The organism is Actinoplanes sp. NPDC051859 (assembly GCF_044452725.1).
Classification (GTDB): domain Bacteria; phylum Actinomycetota; class Actinomycetes; order Mycobacteriales; family Micromonosporaceae; genus Actinoplanes.
This window is the reverse complement of the sequence record NZ_JBITBX010000007.1, coordinates 352,212-370,596: the sequence shown is the minus strand read 5'-3', so window position 1 is coordinate 370,596 and position 18,385 is coordinate 352,212. Positions and strand designations below refer to the sequence as shown.

Here is an 18,385-nt window from a genome sequence, read left to right as displayed (position 1 = left end):
GCTAGGATTTCACTCCGGCGCTCCGTCAGCCCACGCTCTGTTTCGGCGGTGGCGCCGGGCTCGAAGAGCGGCGGAGGCGGCGAGGGATCGCCGTCGCCGCCGTGGCAATCCCGGCACCGGGGCGGGTCCGAGCGCGAGTCGCAGTTGCTCATACTCCGCACTGGTCAAGATGACACTGGCCAGGTCCAGCGCCTCCTGCCGGGATGTGCCGCGCGGCAGCGCCACCACGATGCCCGCCGGCGTCGACACTCGGACCGCGATCGGCAGTTCGGTCAGGCAGACGCGCATGGTTCCTCCTGGGATTCGCTGACAGCGGCGGGGCAGGCACTTGCCTACCGGCACCGCCCGCGGCTGCCCCCACGCCGGGCGAACGCCCGCACGGCCACGGCTACGGATTGCGCACTCGGCCACACTCTATGAAGTATTTGGCGGGATCGATGCGCGAGGCGCAGATTTCCAGCGATCCGAAAACGGGGCCAAACCGGCAGCGCCGCTAATTTGGCGTTGGCGGCTCTGCCGCTTCGGGCGGGTGTTCAGGCGCTCCGGGCGGGTGTTCAGCGCTCCGGGCGGGTGTTCAGCGCTCCGGGCGGGTGTTCAGCGCTCCAGGCGGGTGTTCAGCGCTCCAGCGGGAGGCGAGCGTTTCAGGCGGGGCGGTCAGGGTTTCAGGCGGGGCGGTCAGCGCCGAGGAGTGACTGGACCAGGGCGAGCACGTGCCGGCGGTCGTCGGGGCTGAGTCGGGAGAGCGCCGCCACCAGGATGGTGATCTCGGGATCGGTGGCCGGCTCCTGCCAGGTGGTGAGCCCGGCGGCGGACGCGGCCGCGGCCCGGACGGCGTCCAGTGGCACCGCCAGCCCCTCGGCCAGCCCCTCCAGCGTTGCCGGGTGCGGCGGCCGGCGCAGATGGTCGGCCGTTGCCAGGTGGTGCACGGTGGAGCGCGGGATGGTGCCGCGGCGGGCCACGTCGGCGTACGACCAGCCCTGCTCCGCCATCCGATCCCGGATGAGCTGCTGGAGCGGGTTCATCGGCATCCGGTGATCGCCTTCGTCGGAGAAGTTCACAATTTACCGTGCAAATATATCGAACGACTTCGACCCCTTGTCTGCCCGCCGGCGCCGGGCGTAGCGTCCGATGTCGATGGACAACCTGTCCATCGAGGTTGGACGTTCGGAGGCACGATGTCAGCCATGACGTACGCACCCACCATGTCGACGAGCCAGGGCTTCAGCGGCTGGGGCGACAACCCGTACGCGACGCAGCAGGGCGGCCAGCAGATGACCCCGCACCCGCTCGCACAGCAGGCAGCGCAGCAGCAGCTCGCCCACCGCATCGCCCAGCAGCTGATCCGCCAGCAGGTCACCCAGGTGCTGGCCCAGCAGCCGGGCATCACCCAGCAGCTCGAACACATGCAGCTGATCCAGGTGCAGACGCAGTCCCACCCGCTGGTCCAGGTCCTCGCTCAGCAGCCCCTGCTGCAGCAGATCGCCCAGCGGGCCATCGAGCAGCTCACCCAGTCCGGCGTGCTCCAGCTCGCCACGCAGGCCGCGCAGCAACTCGTGCAGCAGCAGCTGAGCCAGCAGCAAACCACCGGCCAGCAAGGCATCGCCCAGCCGTTCGCCCAGCAGTTCGGCTCGCAATACGGCCAGCAGCCGTTCGCTCAGCAGCCGTTCGGCCAGCAGTTCGGTTCCCAGTACGGCCAGCAGCCGTTCGCGCAGCAGCAATTCAGCCAGCAGCCGTTCGGCCAGCAGCAATTCAGCCAGCAGCCGTTCGGCCAGCAGTTCGGCAGCCCGCAGGTCCCGGGCCAGACCCCGTTCGCCTGGAGCCCCGGCCCGTTCGGCCGCTGACGATCCCGGCCGACCCGCGACCGCGGCACGTGAGCTCACCTCACCGTCGTGTCCGCGGTGTCAGACCTACCGATCGCCACCACGGTGCGTCCTCACTTCGGCGGTGGCCGGACCCCGCGGTCCGGTCGCCGCCGGCGCACGGCAACTCGCCCTACCCGGCGCGTCATGAAAGCCGGCGGCGTCAGGTTCACGGCAACTCGCCCTACCCGGCGCGTCATGAAAGCCGGCGGCGTCAGGTCAACGGCAACCCGCGGCGTCGCCCCGGCGTCACGTAAACGTCAGCGTCAGCGGAAGGAGCACGCCATGGCCGAGCAGGGCCAGGCACACGGCACCGGCCGGCCAAAGGGACGGCCCGACAAACCCCACGAGCGTGCGGCCGACCCCCGCCCCACCACCGCCGGCACCGCCCGGCCAGGTGCGCCGCAACCCGGCGAGCAGCAGCAGCCCGCCGACCGCCCCACCCCCGATTCCCTCGGTCGGCGCCCGGAGCGCTATCTCGTCGCACCGACGGGCCTAACAGCCGCGCCTGGCATGATCACGCAGTCGGGCATGACGGCTGCGCCCGGCGTGGCTGATCCGGCTCGGGCTGGGCAGCAGCTCATCGAGGCCCTGCAACGCGATCCCAGCCTGCACGTGGTGCGGATCATCCGCAGCGCCGCCGAGGAGGTGAGCACCGCTGAGCAGCGGACCGGCAGCTATTTCCCGGCCGTCGCGGTGGTGGAGGCCACCCCGGAGCAGGCGGCGATTCTGGCGGCTCGGCCCGAGTTCCACGTCGACATCGACCATCCGTTGCGGCACGGCGAGCAGTTGCCGGTTCCCGTGATGCTGCCGGCCACGGGGTCGGCGGAGCAGAGTGTGTCCGTACGTTTCCGGGTTCGTGATGATCAGGGTGAGCCGCTTGGCGATGCCATGGTTTACGTGCATGGCGGTTTGTATCCCGTTGCTGGCCGGACGGGTGCTGAGGGCATGGTGGAGTTGACCGTGCCGGCCGATTCGCTGGATGCGGTGCGGGGGGTCTTCGTCCGTCCGCGGGCGGACTGCTGGACCACTCTGGTGGACTCGCCGGACCTGTCGGCGACCGACGCCAATGCGGTGACCTGCCGGCGGCTCGACAGTGTTCCTCGTGAGCACGGGCCCGAGGAATGGGGACGCCGGGCGATGAGTTTCGATCGGCTTCCGCCCACCTACCGCGGGCACGGCGTACGCATCGCGGTGATGGGGTCGGGGGTCGACGGTGGTCGGCTCGGCGCGGCCGAGGGCGTCATGTCCGGCATCAACGTGGTGGGCCAGGATGAGAAGTCGTGGGATCAGGACGCGGTCGGCCGGGTCACCCACTCGGTGGCGCTGCTCGCCGGCTGTGACGGTGACCAGGCCGGCGGGCTGGCGCCCGAGGCGGAGGTGCACGTCTGTCGGGTGCTGCCGGGGCGGTTGAGCGATCTGCTGGAGGCGATCGACTACTGCATCGCCCAGGAGGTCGACGTCATCGATCTCGGCGTGTACGCGGACGGGGCGTCGGGGCTGTTGGCGCACAAGGTGGCGGAGGCGCGGCAGGCGGGGATCTTCTGTGTGGCGGCGGCTGGTGACACCGGTGGGCCGGTCGCGTTCCCTGGTTCGCTCGCGCCGATCTTCACCGTGGGGGCGATGGGGCAGCTGGGGACGTACCCGCAGGAGAGTCACCATGCCATCCAGCCGGCCGGGCTGCCGACGCCGGACGGCTTTTTCGCGGCCCGGACCAGCTGCGCCGGTCCCGAGGTGGATGTGTGTGCGCCCGGCGTGGCAGTCATTTCCGCGGTTGGCCCGCAGGGGCGGGCGGCGTTCGATGGCACGGCGGTGGCCGCGACACATGTTGCTGCGTTGGCGGCGTTGGTGCTGGCCCATCACCCGGACTTCCGGTACGGCTTCGGCAGCCGGCATCCGGGTCGGGTGGACCGGCTCGGTCAGCTGATCAAGGCCAGTTGCCGGCCGTTACTGGGCGTCGACCCGTACCGGTGTGGCGCGGGTCTGCCGGATGCTGCTGTGGCGGTCGGGCTGATCCCGTCCGTCCCGCTGGCCCCACCGGCTTCCCAGGTCACGGCGATGCGGGCTGCCGGCTATCTGCTGCCGGACCTGGACGACTGACGCTTTTCCCGGTGTGCGGGACCGCTGGGCGGACTCCGGTCCGCCCGGCGGTTTGTCATGTCCGCCGAGATTCGCCCAGCCTTGCCCTGGGTTTGACTGCCGCTTGAGACGGGGTTGAGGTAGCCCGCCGAACTATCCCCCTGACAGCGACGGAGTGGCCGGCAAGCCGGTCGGTGAGAGGACAACACAGATGCAGCTCGGCGGAACGAAGATGCTGGCGGTGGCGCTGACGGTGACCGGCGGAATCGCGATCAGCTCCGGCGTCATGTGGCAGGCCTCCAGCGCGGCCTTCACGGCGAACACCGGCAACGGCGCGAACAGCTGGAACGCCGGCACGGTGGCCCTGAGCGACGACGACAGCAACGCGGTCATGTTCAGCCCGACCAACCTGCGGCCCGGCTCGACCGGCGACAAGTGCATCACGGTCTCGTACTCGGGCACCTTGTCCTCCACGGTGAAGATGTACGGCACCGCGGTCTCCGGTGGCCTGGCCCCGTACATCGACATGGTGGTCGAAGAGGGCAGCGGCGGCGGCTTCGGCAGCTGCACCGGCTTCACCCCGACCGGTACCGCGTACACCGGCACGCTGAGCAACTTCGGCACCACCAAGAACAACTTCGCCAACGGCGTCGGCACCTTCGCCCCGTCCGGTGCGGGCCAGAGCAAGACCTACAAGATCACCTACACCGTCAACGCGGGTACGCCGGACGCCCAGCAGGGTGGCTCCGCGAACGCCTCCTTCACCTGGGAAGCGAACAGCTGATCATGACTGTCATGTCCGTACCGGCCGGATGGGCCGGAACCCAGCCGTCCCCGGTGGGACAGCGCAGTCGCCGGAACTTCGCCGGCCTCCCCTCGCTCCTGCTCCGGCTCGTTGCCATCGCGATCCTCGCGGGTGTCGGCGCCCTCGTCGCCTGGAGCTCGGTGCCCGCCCTCTGGGGCTGGACCCCCGTCGCTGTCGTCAGCGAGTCGATGAGCCCGAACCTGCACCGCGGCGACGTGGCCATCACTTCCGCCCCGCCGGAGAACTGGACGCCGATCGTCGGGCAGGTCGTGGTCGTGCCCGACCCGCAGCACCCCGGCAACACCCGCATCCACCGCATCAGCGGCATCGACGAGAACGGCATGCTGATCACCCGCGGCGACGCGAACGGCAGCGACGACAGCTTCCGTACGGCGCCGGACAAGGTCGAGGGCATCGGCCGCCTGCTCATCCCCGGCGTCGCCCTGGCCACGCTGGACCTGCAGGAAGGCGACCCGGCGATGTTCGTGCTGCAGACCGTCGCGGTGCTCGGCGCGGTAGCCTTGGTCCTGCGCCCGGCCCGCAAGCCGGAGTGATCCATCCGCCGACTTGACGGCCCGCGACGCGGCTCCTACGGTCGGCGCATAACTCAAGATCGCGCTGCTCGAGCCCTGGCGGGAGAGCACCCGGCCCGCCGGGACGCCGAAGGAGCAACTCCTCCCCGAGAATCTCTCAGGCCCAGATACCGCCACGGCGAGGCGACTCTGGAAAGTCGGGACCATCCTTCGGTCCCGCACCCACGGTGCAAACCGCCTGACGGCGGTGAAGCTCTCAGGTAGAGATGACAGAGCGGGGAGGGTCATCTGCGACCAGGGAGCCCTGTCATGGCGGTCAGCGCCTTCGACCTGTACTCAATCGGGATCGGCCCGTCGTCCTCGCACACGGTCGGCCCGATGCGCGCCGCGCGCAGATTCGCGGCCGCCCACCCGGACGCGACCCGGGTGCGGGTCGAGCTGTTCGGCTCCCTCACGGCGACCGGCAAAGGCCACGGCACCGACGGCGCGATTCTGCTGGGCTTGGAAGGTGCCGACCCGGCCACGATCGACCCCGACCGGGCCATCGTCCGGATCGAAGAGATCGGTACGGACGGCAAGCTCTTCCTCAACGGCACCCACCCGGCCGCCGTGGAATTCGTCCGGCACCGGCGCAGCTTGCCGTTCCACCCCAACGCCCTGCGACTGAGCGCCGACGACGGCGCCGAGCAGACCTACTACTCGGTCGGCGGCGGGTTCGTGGTCGAAGAGGGTGCGAGTGCCGACCCGGACACCACAGTGCTGCCGCACCAGTTCACCACCGGTGACGAGCTGTTGCAGGTCTGCCGCCGGGAGAGCTTGTCGATCTCGGACGTGATGCTCGCCAACGAGCAGTCCTGGCGCAGCACCGCCGAGATCCACGACGGGTTGCTGCACATCTGGTCGGTCATGCGCGGGTGTGTCGAGCGCGGGTTCCGTACGCACGGGGTCCTGCCCGGTGGCCTGCGGGTCCGCCGCCGCGCCCCCGCCTTGCACGCCGAGCTGATCCGGCGTCCAGAGACCGACCCGCTGCACGTGATGGACTGGGTGAACCTGTTCGCGCTCGCCGTCAACGAGGAGAACGCGGCGGGCGGCCGGGTGGTCACCGCCCCGACCAACGGCGCGGCCGGCATCGTCCCCGCGGTGCTGCACTACTACGACAAGTTCGTGGCCGGCGCCAACGACGAGGGCGTGGTCCGCTTCATGCTGACCGCCGCCGCGATCGGCATCCTGATCAAGGGGAAAGCCTCGCTGTCTGGCGCCGAGGTCGGCTGCCAGGGTGAGGTCGGCTCGGCCGCGGCGATGGCGGCGGGCGCACTGTGCGAGGTGCTCGGCGGCACCCCCGAGCAGGTGGAGAACGCGGCGGAGATCGCGCTGGAGCACAACCTCGGGCTCACCTGCGATCCGGTCGGCGGCCTCGTGCAGATCCCGTGCATCGAACGCAACGCGATCGCCAGCGTCAAAGCGATCAACGCGGCCCGGCTCGCCCTCAACGGCGACGGCGACCACCGGGTCAGCCTGGACACCGCGATCCGGACCATGCGCGACACCGGCCGCGACATGTCCAGCAAGTACAAGGAGACTTCCCGCGGCGGGCTCGCGGTCACCGTCGTGGAGTGCTGAACCCGATAATCTGCACCGGTGAAGGTGAAGCCGAACAAGCGTCAACTCGTGATCGGCGGCGGGGTCCTGCTCGTGGTGCTGGCGGGCCTCGCGATCGGCCGTTCCGCCCAGGAGCCGGGGCCGGGCACCCTCGACGACGCGGCTGCGCGCGCCTGCACCGCGTTCGCCGAGGGCCAGCGAAACGCCGATTCCAAACAGGCGCGCCTGGCGCTCGCCGACGAGGTCGGCAAGTGGTCGGCGGACAGCGACAACGACCGGATCGCGGAGCGGGCTGTCGCGATCGGCCGCAGCGCAAACGGCACCTCGACCGCATGGAAAGCGGACGCTACCGCCTTCACCCAGGCCTGCCGAGACGCCGGCTGGCCCACGTCAAAAAGCTGACCACGCCACGCTGGGCCGCCCGATGGCCTAGCCAGCGTCGAAGGGCCGGCCGGGGCGTCGGTCAGGGGCGGCGGGCCGAGCCGGTGATGCGGACCGGGACCGTGAAAATGGCGTCGCGGCAGGCTTGGTCGGCATCGGCCGCCATGCGCAGGGCGCCGGGCACGGTGAACACGGCCACGTCGTTGCGGCTGACCTCCCACTGCACGGGCAGCTCCGGCCTGGTGAAGTCGACGCCGTGCCGCGTGCAGCCGTTTTCGCGGTGCTCGTCGTCGGCGATGATGTTGCCCGAGCCGGGTGCGACGGAGGTGACCCGGATGGCGAAGTCGTTGTCGTTCGAGACGGTCACGGTCAGGTCGCCAGTGCCGCCCGGGGTCAGCGGCACGTCCAGGCTGGTGCGCCCCCGCAGACCCATTTCCAGGTACGCGCCCGCTCCGGCCGCTGCGCTCTGCGATCCGGTGATTTTCCAGTACGTCCACATGGCACCGGCATTGACGATCACGGCAGCGACGGCCGCAGCGACCAGAATGCTCCGGGTGCGTGGATCGAGTCCCCGTGTGCGGCGCGGTGCGGGTGTGGTGCCGTCGGGGTCCGCGACGGCGGCCGGCGGCTCTTCGGTGTCCTCCGCTCGGTCCTCCGCAGCGGGGCGTTCACTGCTCAGGACGGCTCGCCTCATGAGTCCACACCGGCCTTGGCGGCGGTGCTGACAGGGCAGGGCGTCGCGGTCGGGGCGAGCCGTCTGCGGGACGTACGCATACGGGGCTTCCTTCTGCGCGGTGGCGGGTGTTCCAACCGGGTGCCGCCGGTTCGGCACGGGGGCCGCTGAGCGGTGACACCACCCTGCCCGATTCGCCGGCGTGCCGAGATCGGCGTTCCGTCTGGCTTTGTCCGCGCATGACTCAGTGAGGACGGCCGGTACGGCCTAATTCCTCCGGGGGAGCGACCACCGCAGATGGATCTTCGACAGCCTGGCGGCCACTGCTGCGCTTCTCGGGTTGACCAGCGGCGACAGCGTGGTTAACACCAGGAACCCGGGGAGGCAAATCCGAGTGGTTCTGGGAAAACGCCTTCATCTCACGCGGCATCCGGTGACCCGTGGCCGCCCACCTGAATCGTCGCCCGCCGGATCGCTCGACCGCATCGTCTGGCGGTGCACAGCGGACTGCCGTTCGGCCGACCCGGATCGGTGCCCGTCGCACAAAGCGAGGCTGGCTGGATCGGTGCCCGTCGCACAAAGCGAGGCTGGCTGGATCGGTAACCGTCGTAGAAAGCCAGGCCTGCTGGATCGGTGCCCCGTCGCAGAAAGCCCTCTGCTCGGCCTAGGTCTCAGCGGGTGTGGGAGCGGCGACGTCGACGGCCGGCGGGCTTGGCTTTCGGGTCGGGCTGGATGCGGCGGCGGGCGTGGCCGACGAGGTGGGAGCGGTCTTCCGCGGGGGGAGTGAAGTCGGTGCCGGTGGCCGGGTCGTGCCGACGCTTACGGATGGCGAGGTCGAACATGGAGTTGGAAGCCTGGTCGTATCCGTTGCGGTAGGCCAGGTCCCGATCCAGTCCCTGCTTGTACCACTGGTGGATGCGTCCGGCGGCGTATCCGCTGGCGATGACGAAGGCGAGCGCGAACAGCGCTTGGATGATGCTGTTGCCGGGCACGGTCATGACTTCTGGTGTTGCCTTCCGTGGGTCAGACGTGGTGGTGCAGCAGCCGTTCGGCGTGGATGTCGACGGCGGTGCGCTCGGGGAGTTGGTGCAGGGGGACCACCGCGCGCACCTGGGCGGGTGCCACGGGCCGGGCCGGGGCGGGGGTGACTTCCACGGCGTCGCTTGCGTGCGAGCCGCTGGGCAGGGACCCGCTTGCGGTGGGGTTGATGCCGACGGGGTGGTTGCGGACGGCGAGCTGGAAGAGCGTGTGCGACGCCTGGTTGTAGCCCTCGCGGAAGGCCACGTCGCGGTCGAAGCCGTGCCGGTACCACTGGTGCACTCGCCCGGCCACGTATGCGGTGAAGATGACCATGGCGACCGAGAGGGCGAGCTGAAGTGCAATGGAACCGGTTGGCGTCATGGTGCAAATGTTATTAGTTGCCCCCGGTGAAGTAAGCCCTCTGTAACGGCAGTGCGGACCTACTCCCGGCGCCGCGATTTGACTGTTTGTTCAGGGTGTTTTGGCGTGACACGGCGACATTTTCATGAACTTCGACGGTCGCCTACTCAACGGCCGGGGAAAGCGTTTCTTTCTCATTTTCTTCTGTAGGCGCTGGACCGCTGGAACCGACCGGCGGCGGCACCGATTCCTCGACCGGTGCACTCTCGGGCGGCTCGGGCGGCACGATCACCGGCGCTGACGACGGCACCGGGACATCGGGTGAGGGGCCAGCCGGCGGGGAAACCGTGCCGGGCGCCGGTGCGACCGCGCTGGTGCTGGGGTCTACACCCGGCACTACCGCAGTTCCGCCTGGGCCGGGCGTGACGACCACCCCGTCCACCACGATGGGCTCGGCCTTGCCCGGCAACAGGAGCTGCTGACTGGCCTGACTCGGCGTCCCGGTCCAGAAACGACCGTGGGTGGCCACGACGGTGTACGTCACGAGATAGCCAGCTGGCGGGAGCAGGTCGACGCAACCGCGCCGCGGCGCCGGGACGTCGCAGGCGATCTGCCGGATCGGACCCAGGTTGCGGGTCACCACATAACGCTGGACACCGACGGACGGAGTGATTTCGACTCGGCTCCAGGTGATCCGTGGACCACGGAGGATCCGACCGCCCGCGTCGACCAGCGCCGGTCCGCTGGGCAGGACCGCGTTCGGTGCGTCCATGCGGGGGATGCTCGCGGCGTGCACGGTGAACGTGGCCCTGTCGGCGTTGACGTCCCAGTCGCCGTACGCGGCGACGCCGGTCCCGATCACCAGTGCGGTCGCCGTGCCGATGTACGGCAACGGCGACCGCAGGAGACGCGACGTGCGGGTACGGCCGGGCCGTGGCGTCACCGCGCGGCCACGGCGTCGGCGGTGACAGCCACGGTGAAGGTTGCTTCCTGGCATGCGTCCACGACGGTGTTCGGCATGCGCAGCGGCACCGAGCCGGCCTGCCGGGTGCTTCGCGCGTCGAGGCGGGCGGGCAGCGCCCCGGTGTATTCCTCGACTTCGAGGTTGGTGGCGTCGGGCGCGCAGCCTGGCTTGCTCGTGGCGGTGAGGCGGGCGTGCATGCCGGTCACCAACAGGTCGACGCCGGAGGAATTCGCCAGGGTCAGGACCAGTCGACGCCGGGCGCCGGGAACGAGGCCGTCGACGGCGGTGCCGCGTACGGTGAGGATCGGCACGGAGCCCGCCACCACGCTGAGGGTGAGCTGCTGATCGGTCGAGGTCTGGTCGTGCAGGGCGGCGCCGAGGCTGGCCGCGCCCACGACGGCCGCGGCGGCGGCCACGGTTTTGTGCCAGCGGTGCACGGGGGTAACTCCTAGACGGGCGAGGGGTGGGTCAGGAGGCGCTGCTCAGGCCTTTGGCCGTGACCGGGATCGTGAACGTGGCGCCCTGGCAGGCGCTGTCCGAGCTGTTGGTCATCCGCAGGCCGCCGGGCACGGTGAAGACGCCGATGGTGTTCTTCGGGACCTCCCATGACACGGCCAGCACATCAGCGCTAACGATCACTCCGGTCTCGAGGCAACCGGCGTCGCGGTGTGCGGCGTCCGCCGTTACCTTGCCGTCGCCGGGGCTGATCGAGGTGATGCGGACCGGGAAGCCGTTGCGGTTGGTGACCGTGACGGTGAGGCCGGCCGTCGCGCCGGGATATAGCGATTCGCTGTTGTCGGAGCGGCCTTGCAGCTCGAGCTCCACCGCGGATCCTGCCACGGCCACACCGGTGCCGGCTCCGCCGAGCTTCCAGTATGCCCAGGCCGCGCCGGCGTTGACGATCACGGCGGCAGCGGCGGCGGCGCTGAGGATCGCCTTGCCGCGACGGTTGAGCTTGCGCATGCCAGTCCTTTTCGGTCTGAGGGCATCGGGGGCCGGCGGCGACGGAGCGAGGGCGGCGTGACCGCCCTGCCCCATCGCCGTGCTCACGCCGCCGCGCTGACGGCGTCGAGGTGGACGTTGAACGTGAACGGTGCCCCCTGGCAGGCGTCCGCCGGGTCCGCCTTCATCTGCAGCGGACCGCTCCACGCGATCTGCGCGGTCGCCGGTTTGTCCTCGCTGCCCGCCGGCACGGTCGCCTTGGTGGGCAGGGCCGCGTCGTTGACGACGTCGACGTTGGCGCTGGCGTCGCAGCCCTGCTGGGTCGAGTCGAGCTGGGTCAGGTCGATGTTGGTGATCTTCACCGGGAAAGCGTTGCGGTTCTCCACCGTGAGCAGCACCGTGGTCGGGTTGCCGGGCGTGAGCCCGCCCGCCGCGAGGCCCGCGCTGGTGACTTTGAGGGTGACCACCGAACCAGCCTTGGCCTCGGCGGTGCCGGAGCCGGTGAGGCTCCAGGCGGCCCAGGCGGCACCAGCGGCGCCCACGGCGACCACGGTGGTGACGACGACGGTGGTGGACCGTCTGCTCAGTTTGCGCATGTGCGCTTTCCTCCTGCGAAGACATGAATGTGGCTCCGGCCGCCGGGACACGGCCGGAGCCACGGGGAATGAACTGCCTGCGCCCTCCGGTGGAGGCGGAAAACGGGCGCGGCACAACATTCCCGGACCAAGGGCAGAAACGTGATCGGATGTCCGTTCGGCATTACCGCCGGATGTAATCCCGCTTCTGCGCTCACCGGGTTAACCCGTCCGGGGTACGGCGCCGCATCCGCAGCATCGATCGTCGATGCGCTTTCGCGCTGTCAACGCTTCGATGAACGTTGTCACCAGCGAGAACATGCGGCTACCACCTTTCTCGGGAACTCTTCAAATCGGTGTCGGTCACGCTGTGCCGCCAATCCCCGTCACCGGGCGGGGTGACGGGGACCGGCGGAACCGCCGGTGCCGGGAGGACGCGGCGGGTCCGCACCGTCCCGGCCGTCGAAGGGGGGCGTTTCTGCGACGGCCGGAGAACGGTGAGGCTCTTCACTGGACTATCGTTTCGTGGCACGGGCCCTCGGCGTTTTCTGGCCGCCGAGGGCTCGCCCGATCCGCAAACGCGCCACGACACGGTTCGCGGATCCTCTTCACTTTTCTTCTTTCTCCATCACCTGCCGGGTTCGTAAGCCGCAGGTGTTTTGGGGAGACGCCGTCGCTTCGCAGGTAGGACGGCGTCTCGTAGTAGAAAACGCTACGGGGACGCCGGCGGAGATCGGGCCTTCGTGCGGCGAATTCCAGGTTTTGATCAACGTGCTGGGACCACTCGGATTAGCCCGAGAGAGTGACGTGAGCGCGGCTCGTCGGAAACGACGCCGGCCCGCACCTCGCAAGAGGTACGGGCCGGTGCCTTCCAGCACGTGCGGTCAGCTGTGCTGACGCCGCCGCATGGTGCGCCGGGTGACGACCGTGCTGCCAGCCAGGGCGAGGACGCCCAGACCCGCGACAGCCAGCCACGCGCCGTTCGAGTCGGCCGGGCTGCTGGCCGGGGTCACCGCGGTGCCACCGATACCCGCCGGGCCGCCGGCCGTGAACGAGGCACGGCGGATGTTCCAGCCGCCGCCCTTCTTCTTGTCGATCACATACACGGCGGCGGAAGCGCTCTTACGCGAGTTCTTCCCCTTGGCCGTGATGATCAGGACGCCGGCCGCGAAGGCCTTCAGGTTGTACGTGAACTTGCCGTTGCTGTCGGTGCGCACCGTGGAGACCTTGATGGTCTTCCACTTGGTGGAGCCCTTCTTGCGGAAGGTGACAGTGACGGTGACCTTCTCCTTCTTGGCGTACTTGCGGCCCGTAGCCCGCACGGAGACGCCGTACTTCACCACGCCCTTGTTGACCACCAGCGACGGCGGCGGCGGCGGGTAGTGCACCTTCGGCGTGGCCGATGCCGCGGTTGCGGTGAAGGCCGTCAACCCCAGGCTCATCGCCAGTGCGGCGATGACCGAGGTGAGAAAAGCGATAGCCCGATTGCGGCTCATTGCTGCCTCTTCCAGATTTTGTGATTAGCCCTCGACGTACAACGGGCCAGGCCCGTTCTCGTTGCGATGTCAGCCCTTTCGGGTGCACCGGGCTCTGTCGCGACCCTCCGGCGCTGGGCCGGGGTCGCCCGTGGCTCGATCGCAGGCGGCGGGCCGCCGGTGGTCACACCGACGACGCGGTCTGGTTCGAGTCCGGTGCCGGCTCCACCTCCTCGCCGTCGAGCGTGGCCCCCACCATTCCGCCGCCGGTGGGGCTTTTAGTCTGGGAATGACGACCCGGGTAATACCGTTGCGGCATTGCCGAACAACGATCGAGAAATAGCCCCGACAACAATGCGGTCATCGACTCGGACCGGGTTGTTCCGCGCGGATTCCCGGCGGCGGGCAGCAGTCGTCGGGTCCCGGCCGTAACCGGCCTGACCAGGCATTTCGCGGTGCCATGTCGGCCGTCGCGGAAATCATGCTGCCTCTTCCGGGTGAAATCTTCCACGTCGTCGGAGTTTCTGCTCGGTGAACCATCATTGGAGGCGCTATGCGCCGTTATCCGTGATGAGCCCCGGTTGCGCGCGGGCTCGTACGGGACAACGCGTAACCGATGACCGAATACATGCGCAGTTCGGGCCGATGAAGGTGACCGAATGGCGGATACCGGGACACGAATAGAGGAGGCAACTCGATGGACCTGCGCGATTACCTGCGCGCCGTCCGGAAGCGATGGTGGCTGGTCGCAGGAGCAATCGCGGTGTCGGTCGGCGTTGCCGTCGGCGTCACCCTCCTCACCCCGCCGACGTACGCCGCCTCCGTCACGTTCTTCGTGAACACCCGCGGCACCGAGGTGACCCAGGCGTTCCAGGGCGGCCAGTTCGCCCAGCAGCGAGTCAAGTCGTATGTGGACGTGCTGACGAGCAACCGGCTGGCGCAGTCGGTCGCGGCGGCGGATCCGGCCGGCTTGGCCGCCGAGGATATTCAGAAGCAGATCGCGGCGCAGGTCGTCCCGGATACCGTGCTGGTGCAGGCAACGGTGACGGATACGAATCGTGCTCGGGCCTTGCAACTGGCCCAGCGGCTGGCCGTGGAGTTTCCGGCGTTGATCGGCAAGCTGGAGACGCCGCCGGGTTCGAAGTCGCCGACGGTGGGCGTACAGATCATTGCGGAGCCGAAGCTGGCAGATGCGCCGGTGTCGCCGCAGCCTGTCCGCAATGTGGGCCTGGCTATTGCTCTGGGTTTGATTCTCGGGGTGGGGGCCGCGGCCCTGCGCGAATCATTGGACAGCACTATTCGATCGCCGGAGGCGTTGAATGCGGCCGCGTCGGCGCCGGTGCTGAGTGCGATTCCGTTCGACCGCAAGGCCGACAAGTCGCCGCTGATCACTGAGGGCAGTGCGCAGTCCACCCGGGCTGAAGCAATGCGTCAGTTGCGGACGAACCTGCAGTTCGTGCACGTGGACCGGCCGTTGCGCAGCCTGGTCGTCAGCAGCGCCCTGCCGGGTGAGGGCAAGTCCACCACCGCCTGCAACCTGGGCATCGCGTTCGCCGAGGCGGGCAAGCGGGTCATCATCATCGACGCTGACCTGCGGCGTCCCCGCATCGCCGAATACCTCGGCCTGGAAGGTGCGGTCGGGCTCACCAACGTCCTCGCCGGGCAGGCCAACGTCCGTGACGTGGTGCAGCCGTGGGGCAAGAGCGGCCTGTGGGTGCTGCCCAGCGGTTACGTCCCGCCGAACCCCAGCGAGCTGCTCGGCTCGGGCAACATGGCCGACCTGCTCACGGCGCTGGGCACGGCTTTCGACGTCATCATCATCGACACCCCGCCGCTGCTGCCGGTCACCGACGCCGCGGTCATGTCGACCATCGCCGACGGTTGCCTGCTGGTTTCCCGGCACGCCAAGACCACGGTGTCGCAGGCGCAGACGGCTGCGGCAGCCCTCGCCAAGGTGAGCGCCAAGCTGCACGGCTGCGTGCTCAACATGGTGCCCGCCAAGAAGGGCAGCACGTACGCGTACTACAGCTACGCGTCCGCTACCGACGAGGTGACCGCCCCCGAGACGACCGCCCCGCCGCGGCCCCGCAACTCCGGTGGCGGCATCGGCGAGTCGAAGCTCCCCGCCTCACCGTTCCGGCAGGAGTACACGCCGAACGTCGCCAAGGAAAAGTCCCGCCACGGGCGCCTCGTCGACGCGGTGGACACCCCGACGACCGATCTGCGGGCGTACCGCAAGCCCGACGCCGGCCACTACGAGGGGACGGCGTCGGTGCCGAAGGTCAAACGGCAGTGATCACCCCGACCACCGCGCGCAGGGACCCCCACACATCCTCGGCACACACCCGGAACGCCTCGATCGGCTGGTTGACCGGGTCCGGCAGGTCGTCGGCGTCGCCCGGCGCCGCGGGCACCAGGTGCCGGTGGTCGTTCACCTCGGCCACCAGCCGGTGCATCCGCTCCGCGGGCGACCCCGCGGTGATCGGCGGCACCACGGCCGCGAACCTGGCGAACTGCCGCACCGTGAACGTCCGCCGGACGGCCCCCGGCTCGACCGCCAGACAGGCCGAGCGTTGCTCCCGCGTGGCGGTCAACACCAGGTCGGCGTCGCGCAAAATTCCGGCGGTCACCGTACGGCTGACGAACCCGGACGCGTCCACCCCGCACTCACCCAACACGTCGGAGCTGCCCCGGTGCATGGGCGACCCGTCGTACGCCCGGGTCCCCGCACTCGCCGTCACGACCGCGGCGGCGGCCGGCCCGAACGCGTCGTCGAACGCCCGCCGCGCCAGCCGCTCCGCCAACGGCGACCGGCACAGATTCGCGTGGCACACGAAAAGCATTCCGAAACGATCCGCAGACACCGCTTGCCCTCCTGTCGACAGTTCCGCAAAGGATGCCCCACGATGACCGGACGAATTCTGTTGTCCGCCCCCGACGTCGGCGACCTCGAAGAGACGTACGTTGTTGAGGCCTTGCGTTCCGGCTGGGTCGCTCCGGCCGGCCCGGCCGTCGACGCTTTCGAACGTGAGGTCGCCGACCGGGCCGGCGTCGCGCACGCCGTCGCAGTCAGCTCTGGCACGGCAGGCCTGCACCTCGCGCTGCTCGCCTCGGGCGTCGGCGCAGGTCAGACGGTGATCGTGCCGACGCTGACCTTCGCCGCCACGGCCAACGCGGTGGCGTACACCGGCGCCCAGCCGATCTTCGTGGACGCCGACCCCGCCACCGGAAACCTCGATCCGGACCTGGTGGAGCAAGCCCTCCACGTGCACGGCGACACCGTCGCCGCCGTCCTGCCCGTGGACCTTTTCGGTACGTGCGCCGACTACGACAAACTCATCCGTACGTGTGACGCCGCCGGGGTGCCGTTGATCGAAGACGCCGCCGAATCGCTCGGCTCCACCTATCGGGGGCGACCGGCCGGCTCCTTCGGCGCCGCAGCCGTGATCTCCTTCAACGGCAACAAGATCATGACGACGTCCGGCGGTGGCATGCTGCTGTCGGACAACCGTGAGCTCATCGAGCGCTGCCGGCACCTGTCCACCCAGGCGCGCCTGCCGGTCCCGCACTACCAGCACGAAGAGATCGGCTACAACTACCGGCTGAGCAACATCCTGGCCGCCCTGGGCCGTGCCCAGCTCCGGCGACTCGACGAGATGATCGCCCGCCGCCGGGCGCTGCGTGACGCCTACGCCAAGCTGTTCGCCAGCATCGACGGCGTTGACCTGCTCGGCCAGGACGACGGCGCCAACTGCTGGCTGACCAGCGTGATCATCGACCCGGCCCGCGCCGGCTGGGATGCCGCCAGCCTGGCCCGACACCTCGCCGAACACGACATCGAAACCCGGCCGGTCTTCAAGCCGATGCACCTGCAACCGGTCTTCGCCGGCGCGGACTCGGTGTTGACGGGAGTGGCGGAACGACTGTTCCAGAGGGGTTTGAGCTTGCCCAGCGGCTCCGGCCTGAACGAATCGAACGTCCGCCGGGTGCTGGACAGCGTGAAGGCATTTCTCGCAGAACGCTGACGTCGATCCGAACCTATCCTCTGATCAGGAGTACGCATGATTCACGTTCTGGATGCCGTAACGGACCGCGAGGTGTGGCTGGAGCGGTGGGCGGCGTGCGGCCGTGAGCCCTTTGCCCACCCCTCCTACAGCGGTCTGTTCGCGGCGGCCGGCGAGAGAGCACTAGCCTTGGTGGTGGAAAACGGTGGCGAGTTCGCGCTTCTTCCGCTCATCGTTCGCCCGGTGCCGGCAGCCCTCTCACAGGACGAGCTGACCGACGCCATCTCGCCCTACGGGTACGGCGGGCCCTTCGTGTCTGGCTCCGTCGATATCGATCAGGTCCTGACCGAGGTCGAGGATTGGGCAGCCAACGAAGGCATCTGCTCCGCCTTCCTGCGTCTGTCGCTCGAGTCGGGCCTGTCCGGCCGGCTTGGCACCGGGCGTACCGCGATCACCGAGACGGCGGACAACATCGTGGTCAATCTTCGGCAGAGTCCGGAGGAGCTGTGGGCCAACTACGAACACAAGGTGCGCAAGAACGTCAAGAAAGCCCTGCGCGCCGGCTGCAGCGTACGTAGGGACGACAACCTCCAGGACGTTGACGCGTTCCTGAACGTCTACTCGTCGACGATGCAGCGTCGGAGCGCAGCCCAGTGGTACCGCTTCGATCGAAGCTTCTTCTCCGCTCTCGCCGATGGAATCTCGGGGAGCTACAGCGTCTTTTCAGTGGTCAACAGCCAGGACGAGGTAGTCAGTGTGGAGCTGGTGCTTCAGAGCGACGCCTACCTCTACTCCTTCTTGGGCGGCACGTTGGCGGAAGCCTTCTCGATGTCACCCAACGACCTGCTGAAACACGAAGTGGCCTCATTCGGTCAGCAGACCGGGCGCCACGGCTACGTGCTGGGCGGCGGGTACAAAAAGGACGACGGCATCTACCGATACAAGAAGGCATTCGATCCGCAGGGCGTTCGCGGCTTTCGTACCGCGAAGTTGATCGGCTGCCAGCAGCGATATGACGCGCTGGTCGCAGCACGTCTTCAAGAGGTCGGCGGGGTCCTGGACGAAGGCTTCTTCCCGGCCTACCGCGCGTCCGTTGCCGCCCTCTGAGCTACGCCT

At 69.1% G+C, this 18,385-nt stretch carries 21 protein-coding genes and 1 riboswitch; of the genes, 9 read left to right on the top strand and 12 right to left on the bottom strand.

Going from position 1 to position 18,385, the window contains the following annotated elements; genetic code table 11:
• Window positions 1-9: 9 nt before the first annotated feature.
• Both ACIA1L_RS20485 and ACIA1L_RS20480 read right to left on the bottom strand, forming a co-directional pair.
• Window positions 10-288, bottom strand: coding sequence for a hypothetical protein (locus tag ACIA1L_RS20485; RefSeq protein ID WP_396074404.1), 279 nt, complete (start codon window positions 286-288; stop codon window positions 10-12).
• Between the two features lie 374 nt (window positions 289-662).
• The gene (locus tag ACIA1L_RS20480) at window positions 663-1,058 is read right to left on the bottom strand and encodes a helix-turn-helix domain-containing protein (protein WP_396074403.1); all 396 of its coding nucleotides are present in this window, start codon (window positions 1,056-1,058) and stop codon (window positions 663-665) included.
• 126 nt (window positions 1,059-1,184) lie between these two features.
• Here ACIA1L_RS20480 and ACIA1L_RS20475 point away from each other — a divergent pair, with 126 nt between their 5' ends.
• From ACIA1L_RS20475 to ACIA1L_RS20450, 6 genes are all read left to right on the top strand, one after another.
• On the top strand, window positions 1,185-1,841 hold the full coding sequence (locus tag ACIA1L_RS20475) for a hypothetical protein (RefSeq protein WP_396074402.1): 657 nt from the start codon (window positions 1,185-1,187) through the stop codon (window positions 1,839-1,841).
• Window positions 1,842-2,144: 303 nt separating this feature from the next.
• The gene (locus ACIA1L_RS20470) at window positions 2,145-3,959 is read left to right on the top strand and encodes a S8 family serine peptidase (RefSeq protein WP_396074401.1); all 1,815 of its coding nucleotides are present in this window, start codon (window positions 2,145-2,147) and stop codon (window positions 3,957-3,959) included.
• 190 nt (window positions 3,960-4,149) lie between these two features.
• Complete coding sequence (locus ACIA1L_RS20465) at window positions 4,150-4,722, top strand: hypothetical protein (protein WP_396074400.1); 573 nt, start codon at window positions 4,150-4,152, stop codon at window positions 4,720-4,722.
• Window positions 4,723-4,733: 11 nt separating this feature from the next.
• Window positions 4,734-5,297: a S26 family signal peptidase gene (locus ACIA1L_RS20460; RefSeq protein ID WP_396074399.1), complete on the top strand. Its 564-nt coding sequence runs from the start codon at window positions 4,734-4,736 to the stop codon at window positions 5,295-5,297.
• Window positions 5,298-5,366: 69 nt separating this feature from the next.
• Window positions 5,367-5,459, top strand: a riboswitch (glycine riboswitch).
• Window positions 5,460-5,585: 126 nt separating this feature from the next.
• Window positions 5,586-6,896, top strand: a complete 1,311-nt coding sequence (locus ACIA1L_RS20455) for an L-serine ammonia-lyase (RefSeq protein WP_396074398.1) — start codon at window positions 5,586-5,588, stop codon at window positions 6,894-6,896.
• 18 nt (window positions 6,897-6,914) lie between these two features.
• A complete protein-coding gene (locus tag ACIA1L_RS20450) occupies window positions 6,915-7,277 on the top strand; it encodes a hypothetical protein (RefSeq protein WP_396074397.1) in 363 nt (120 codons plus the stop codon).
• A 61-nt stretch (window positions 7,278-7,338) separates the two neighbouring features.
• Here the strand turns inward: ACIA1L_RS20450 and ACIA1L_RS20445 are convergent, their stop codons facing one another.
• The 9 genes from ACIA1L_RS20445 to ACIA1L_RS20405 all read right to left on the bottom strand — a co-directional run bounded on the left by ACIA1L_RS20445 (window position 7,339) and on the right by ACIA1L_RS20405 (window position 13,776).
• Entirely contained in the window at window positions 7,339-7,950 is a 612-nt protein-coding gene (locus ACIA1L_RS20445) for a hypothetical protein (protein WP_396074396.1), read from the bottom strand.
• 650 nt (window positions 7,951-8,600) lie between these two features.
• Complete coding sequence (locus ACIA1L_RS20440; RefSeq protein WP_396074395.1) at window positions 8,601-8,927, bottom strand: hypothetical protein; 327 nt, start codon at window positions 8,925-8,927, stop codon at window positions 8,601-8,603.
• 25 nt (window positions 8,928-8,952) lie between these two features.
• Window positions 8,953-9,330: a hypothetical protein gene (locus ACIA1L_RS20435; protein ID WP_396074394.1), complete on the bottom strand. Its 378-nt coding sequence runs from the start codon at window positions 9,328-9,330 to the stop codon at window positions 8,953-8,955.
• Window positions 9,331-9,472: 142 nt separating this feature from the next.
• A complete protein-coding gene (locus tag ACIA1L_RS20430; RefSeq protein WP_396074393.1) occupies window positions 9,473-10,252 on the bottom strand; it encodes a hypothetical protein in 780 nt (259 codons plus the stop codon).
• A complete protein-coding gene (locus ACIA1L_RS20425; RefSeq protein ID WP_396074392.1) occupies window positions 10,249-10,710 on the bottom strand; it encodes a hypothetical protein in 462 nt (153 codons plus the stop codon). The genes ACIA1L_RS20430 and ACIA1L_RS20425 overlap by 4 nt, the downstream gene beginning before the upstream one ends.
• 31 nt (window positions 10,711-10,741) lie before the next feature.
• Window positions 10,742-11,236: a hypothetical protein gene (locus ACIA1L_RS20420; RefSeq protein WP_396074391.1), complete on the bottom strand. Its 495-nt coding sequence runs from the start codon at window positions 11,234-11,236 to the stop codon at window positions 10,742-10,744.
• 83 nt (window positions 11,237-11,319) lie between these two features.
• Window positions 11,320-11,811, bottom strand: a complete 492-nt coding sequence (locus ACIA1L_RS20415) for a hypothetical protein (protein WP_396074390.1) — start codon at window positions 11,809-11,811, stop codon at window positions 11,320-11,322.
• Between the two features lie 863 nt (window positions 11,812-12,674).
• The gene (locus ACIA1L_RS20410; protein WP_396074389.1) at window positions 12,675-13,286 is read right to left on the bottom strand and encodes a hypothetical protein; all 612 of its coding nucleotides are present in this window, start codon (window positions 13,284-13,286) and stop codon (window positions 12,675-12,677) included.
• A gap of 163 nt (window positions 13,287-13,449) precedes the next feature.
• Window positions 13,450-13,776 (bottom strand): hypothetical protein, encoded by a 327-nt coding sequence (locus tag ACIA1L_RS20405; protein ID WP_396074388.1) that lies wholly within the window; start codon window positions 13,774-13,776, stop codon window positions 13,450-13,452.
• A gap of 186 nt (window positions 13,777-13,962) precedes the next feature.
• Between ACIA1L_RS20405 and ACIA1L_RS20400 the strand changes: the two genes are divergently transcribed.
• Window positions 13,963-15,561, top strand: coding sequence for a polysaccharide biosynthesis tyrosine autokinase (locus tag ACIA1L_RS20400; RefSeq protein ID WP_396074387.1), 1,599 nt, complete (start codon window positions 13,963-13,965; stop codon window positions 15,559-15,561).
• On the opposite strand, the gene ACIA1L_RS20395 is transcribed toward ACIA1L_RS20400, so the two are convergent.
• Window positions 15,548-16,108: a low molecular weight phosphatase family protein gene (locus ACIA1L_RS20395; RefSeq protein ID WP_396074386.1), complete on the bottom strand. Its 561-nt coding sequence runs from the start codon at window positions 16,106-16,108 to the stop codon at window positions 15,548-15,550. The two genes, ACIA1L_RS20400 and ACIA1L_RS20395, sit on opposite strands and share 14 nt — an antisense overlap.
• Window positions 16,109-16,171: 63 nt before the next feature.
• On the opposite strand from ACIA1L_RS20395, the gene ACIA1L_RS20390 reads away from it, so the two are divergent.
• Together ACIA1L_RS20390 and ACIA1L_RS20385 are read left to right on the top strand one after the other, a co-directional pair.
• Window positions 16,172-17,290, top strand: a complete 1,119-nt coding sequence (locus ACIA1L_RS20390; protein ID WP_396074385.1) for a DegT/DnrJ/EryC1/StrS family aminotransferase — start codon at window positions 16,172-16,174, stop codon at window positions 17,288-17,290.
• A 36-nt stretch (window positions 17,291-17,326) separates the two neighbouring features.
• Window positions 17,327-18,376: a GNAT family N-acetyltransferase gene (locus ACIA1L_RS20385; RefSeq protein ID WP_396074384.1), complete on the top strand. Its 1,050-nt coding sequence runs from the start codon at window positions 17,327-17,329 to the stop codon at window positions 18,374-18,376.
• Window positions 18,377-18,385 lie beyond the last annotated feature (9 nt).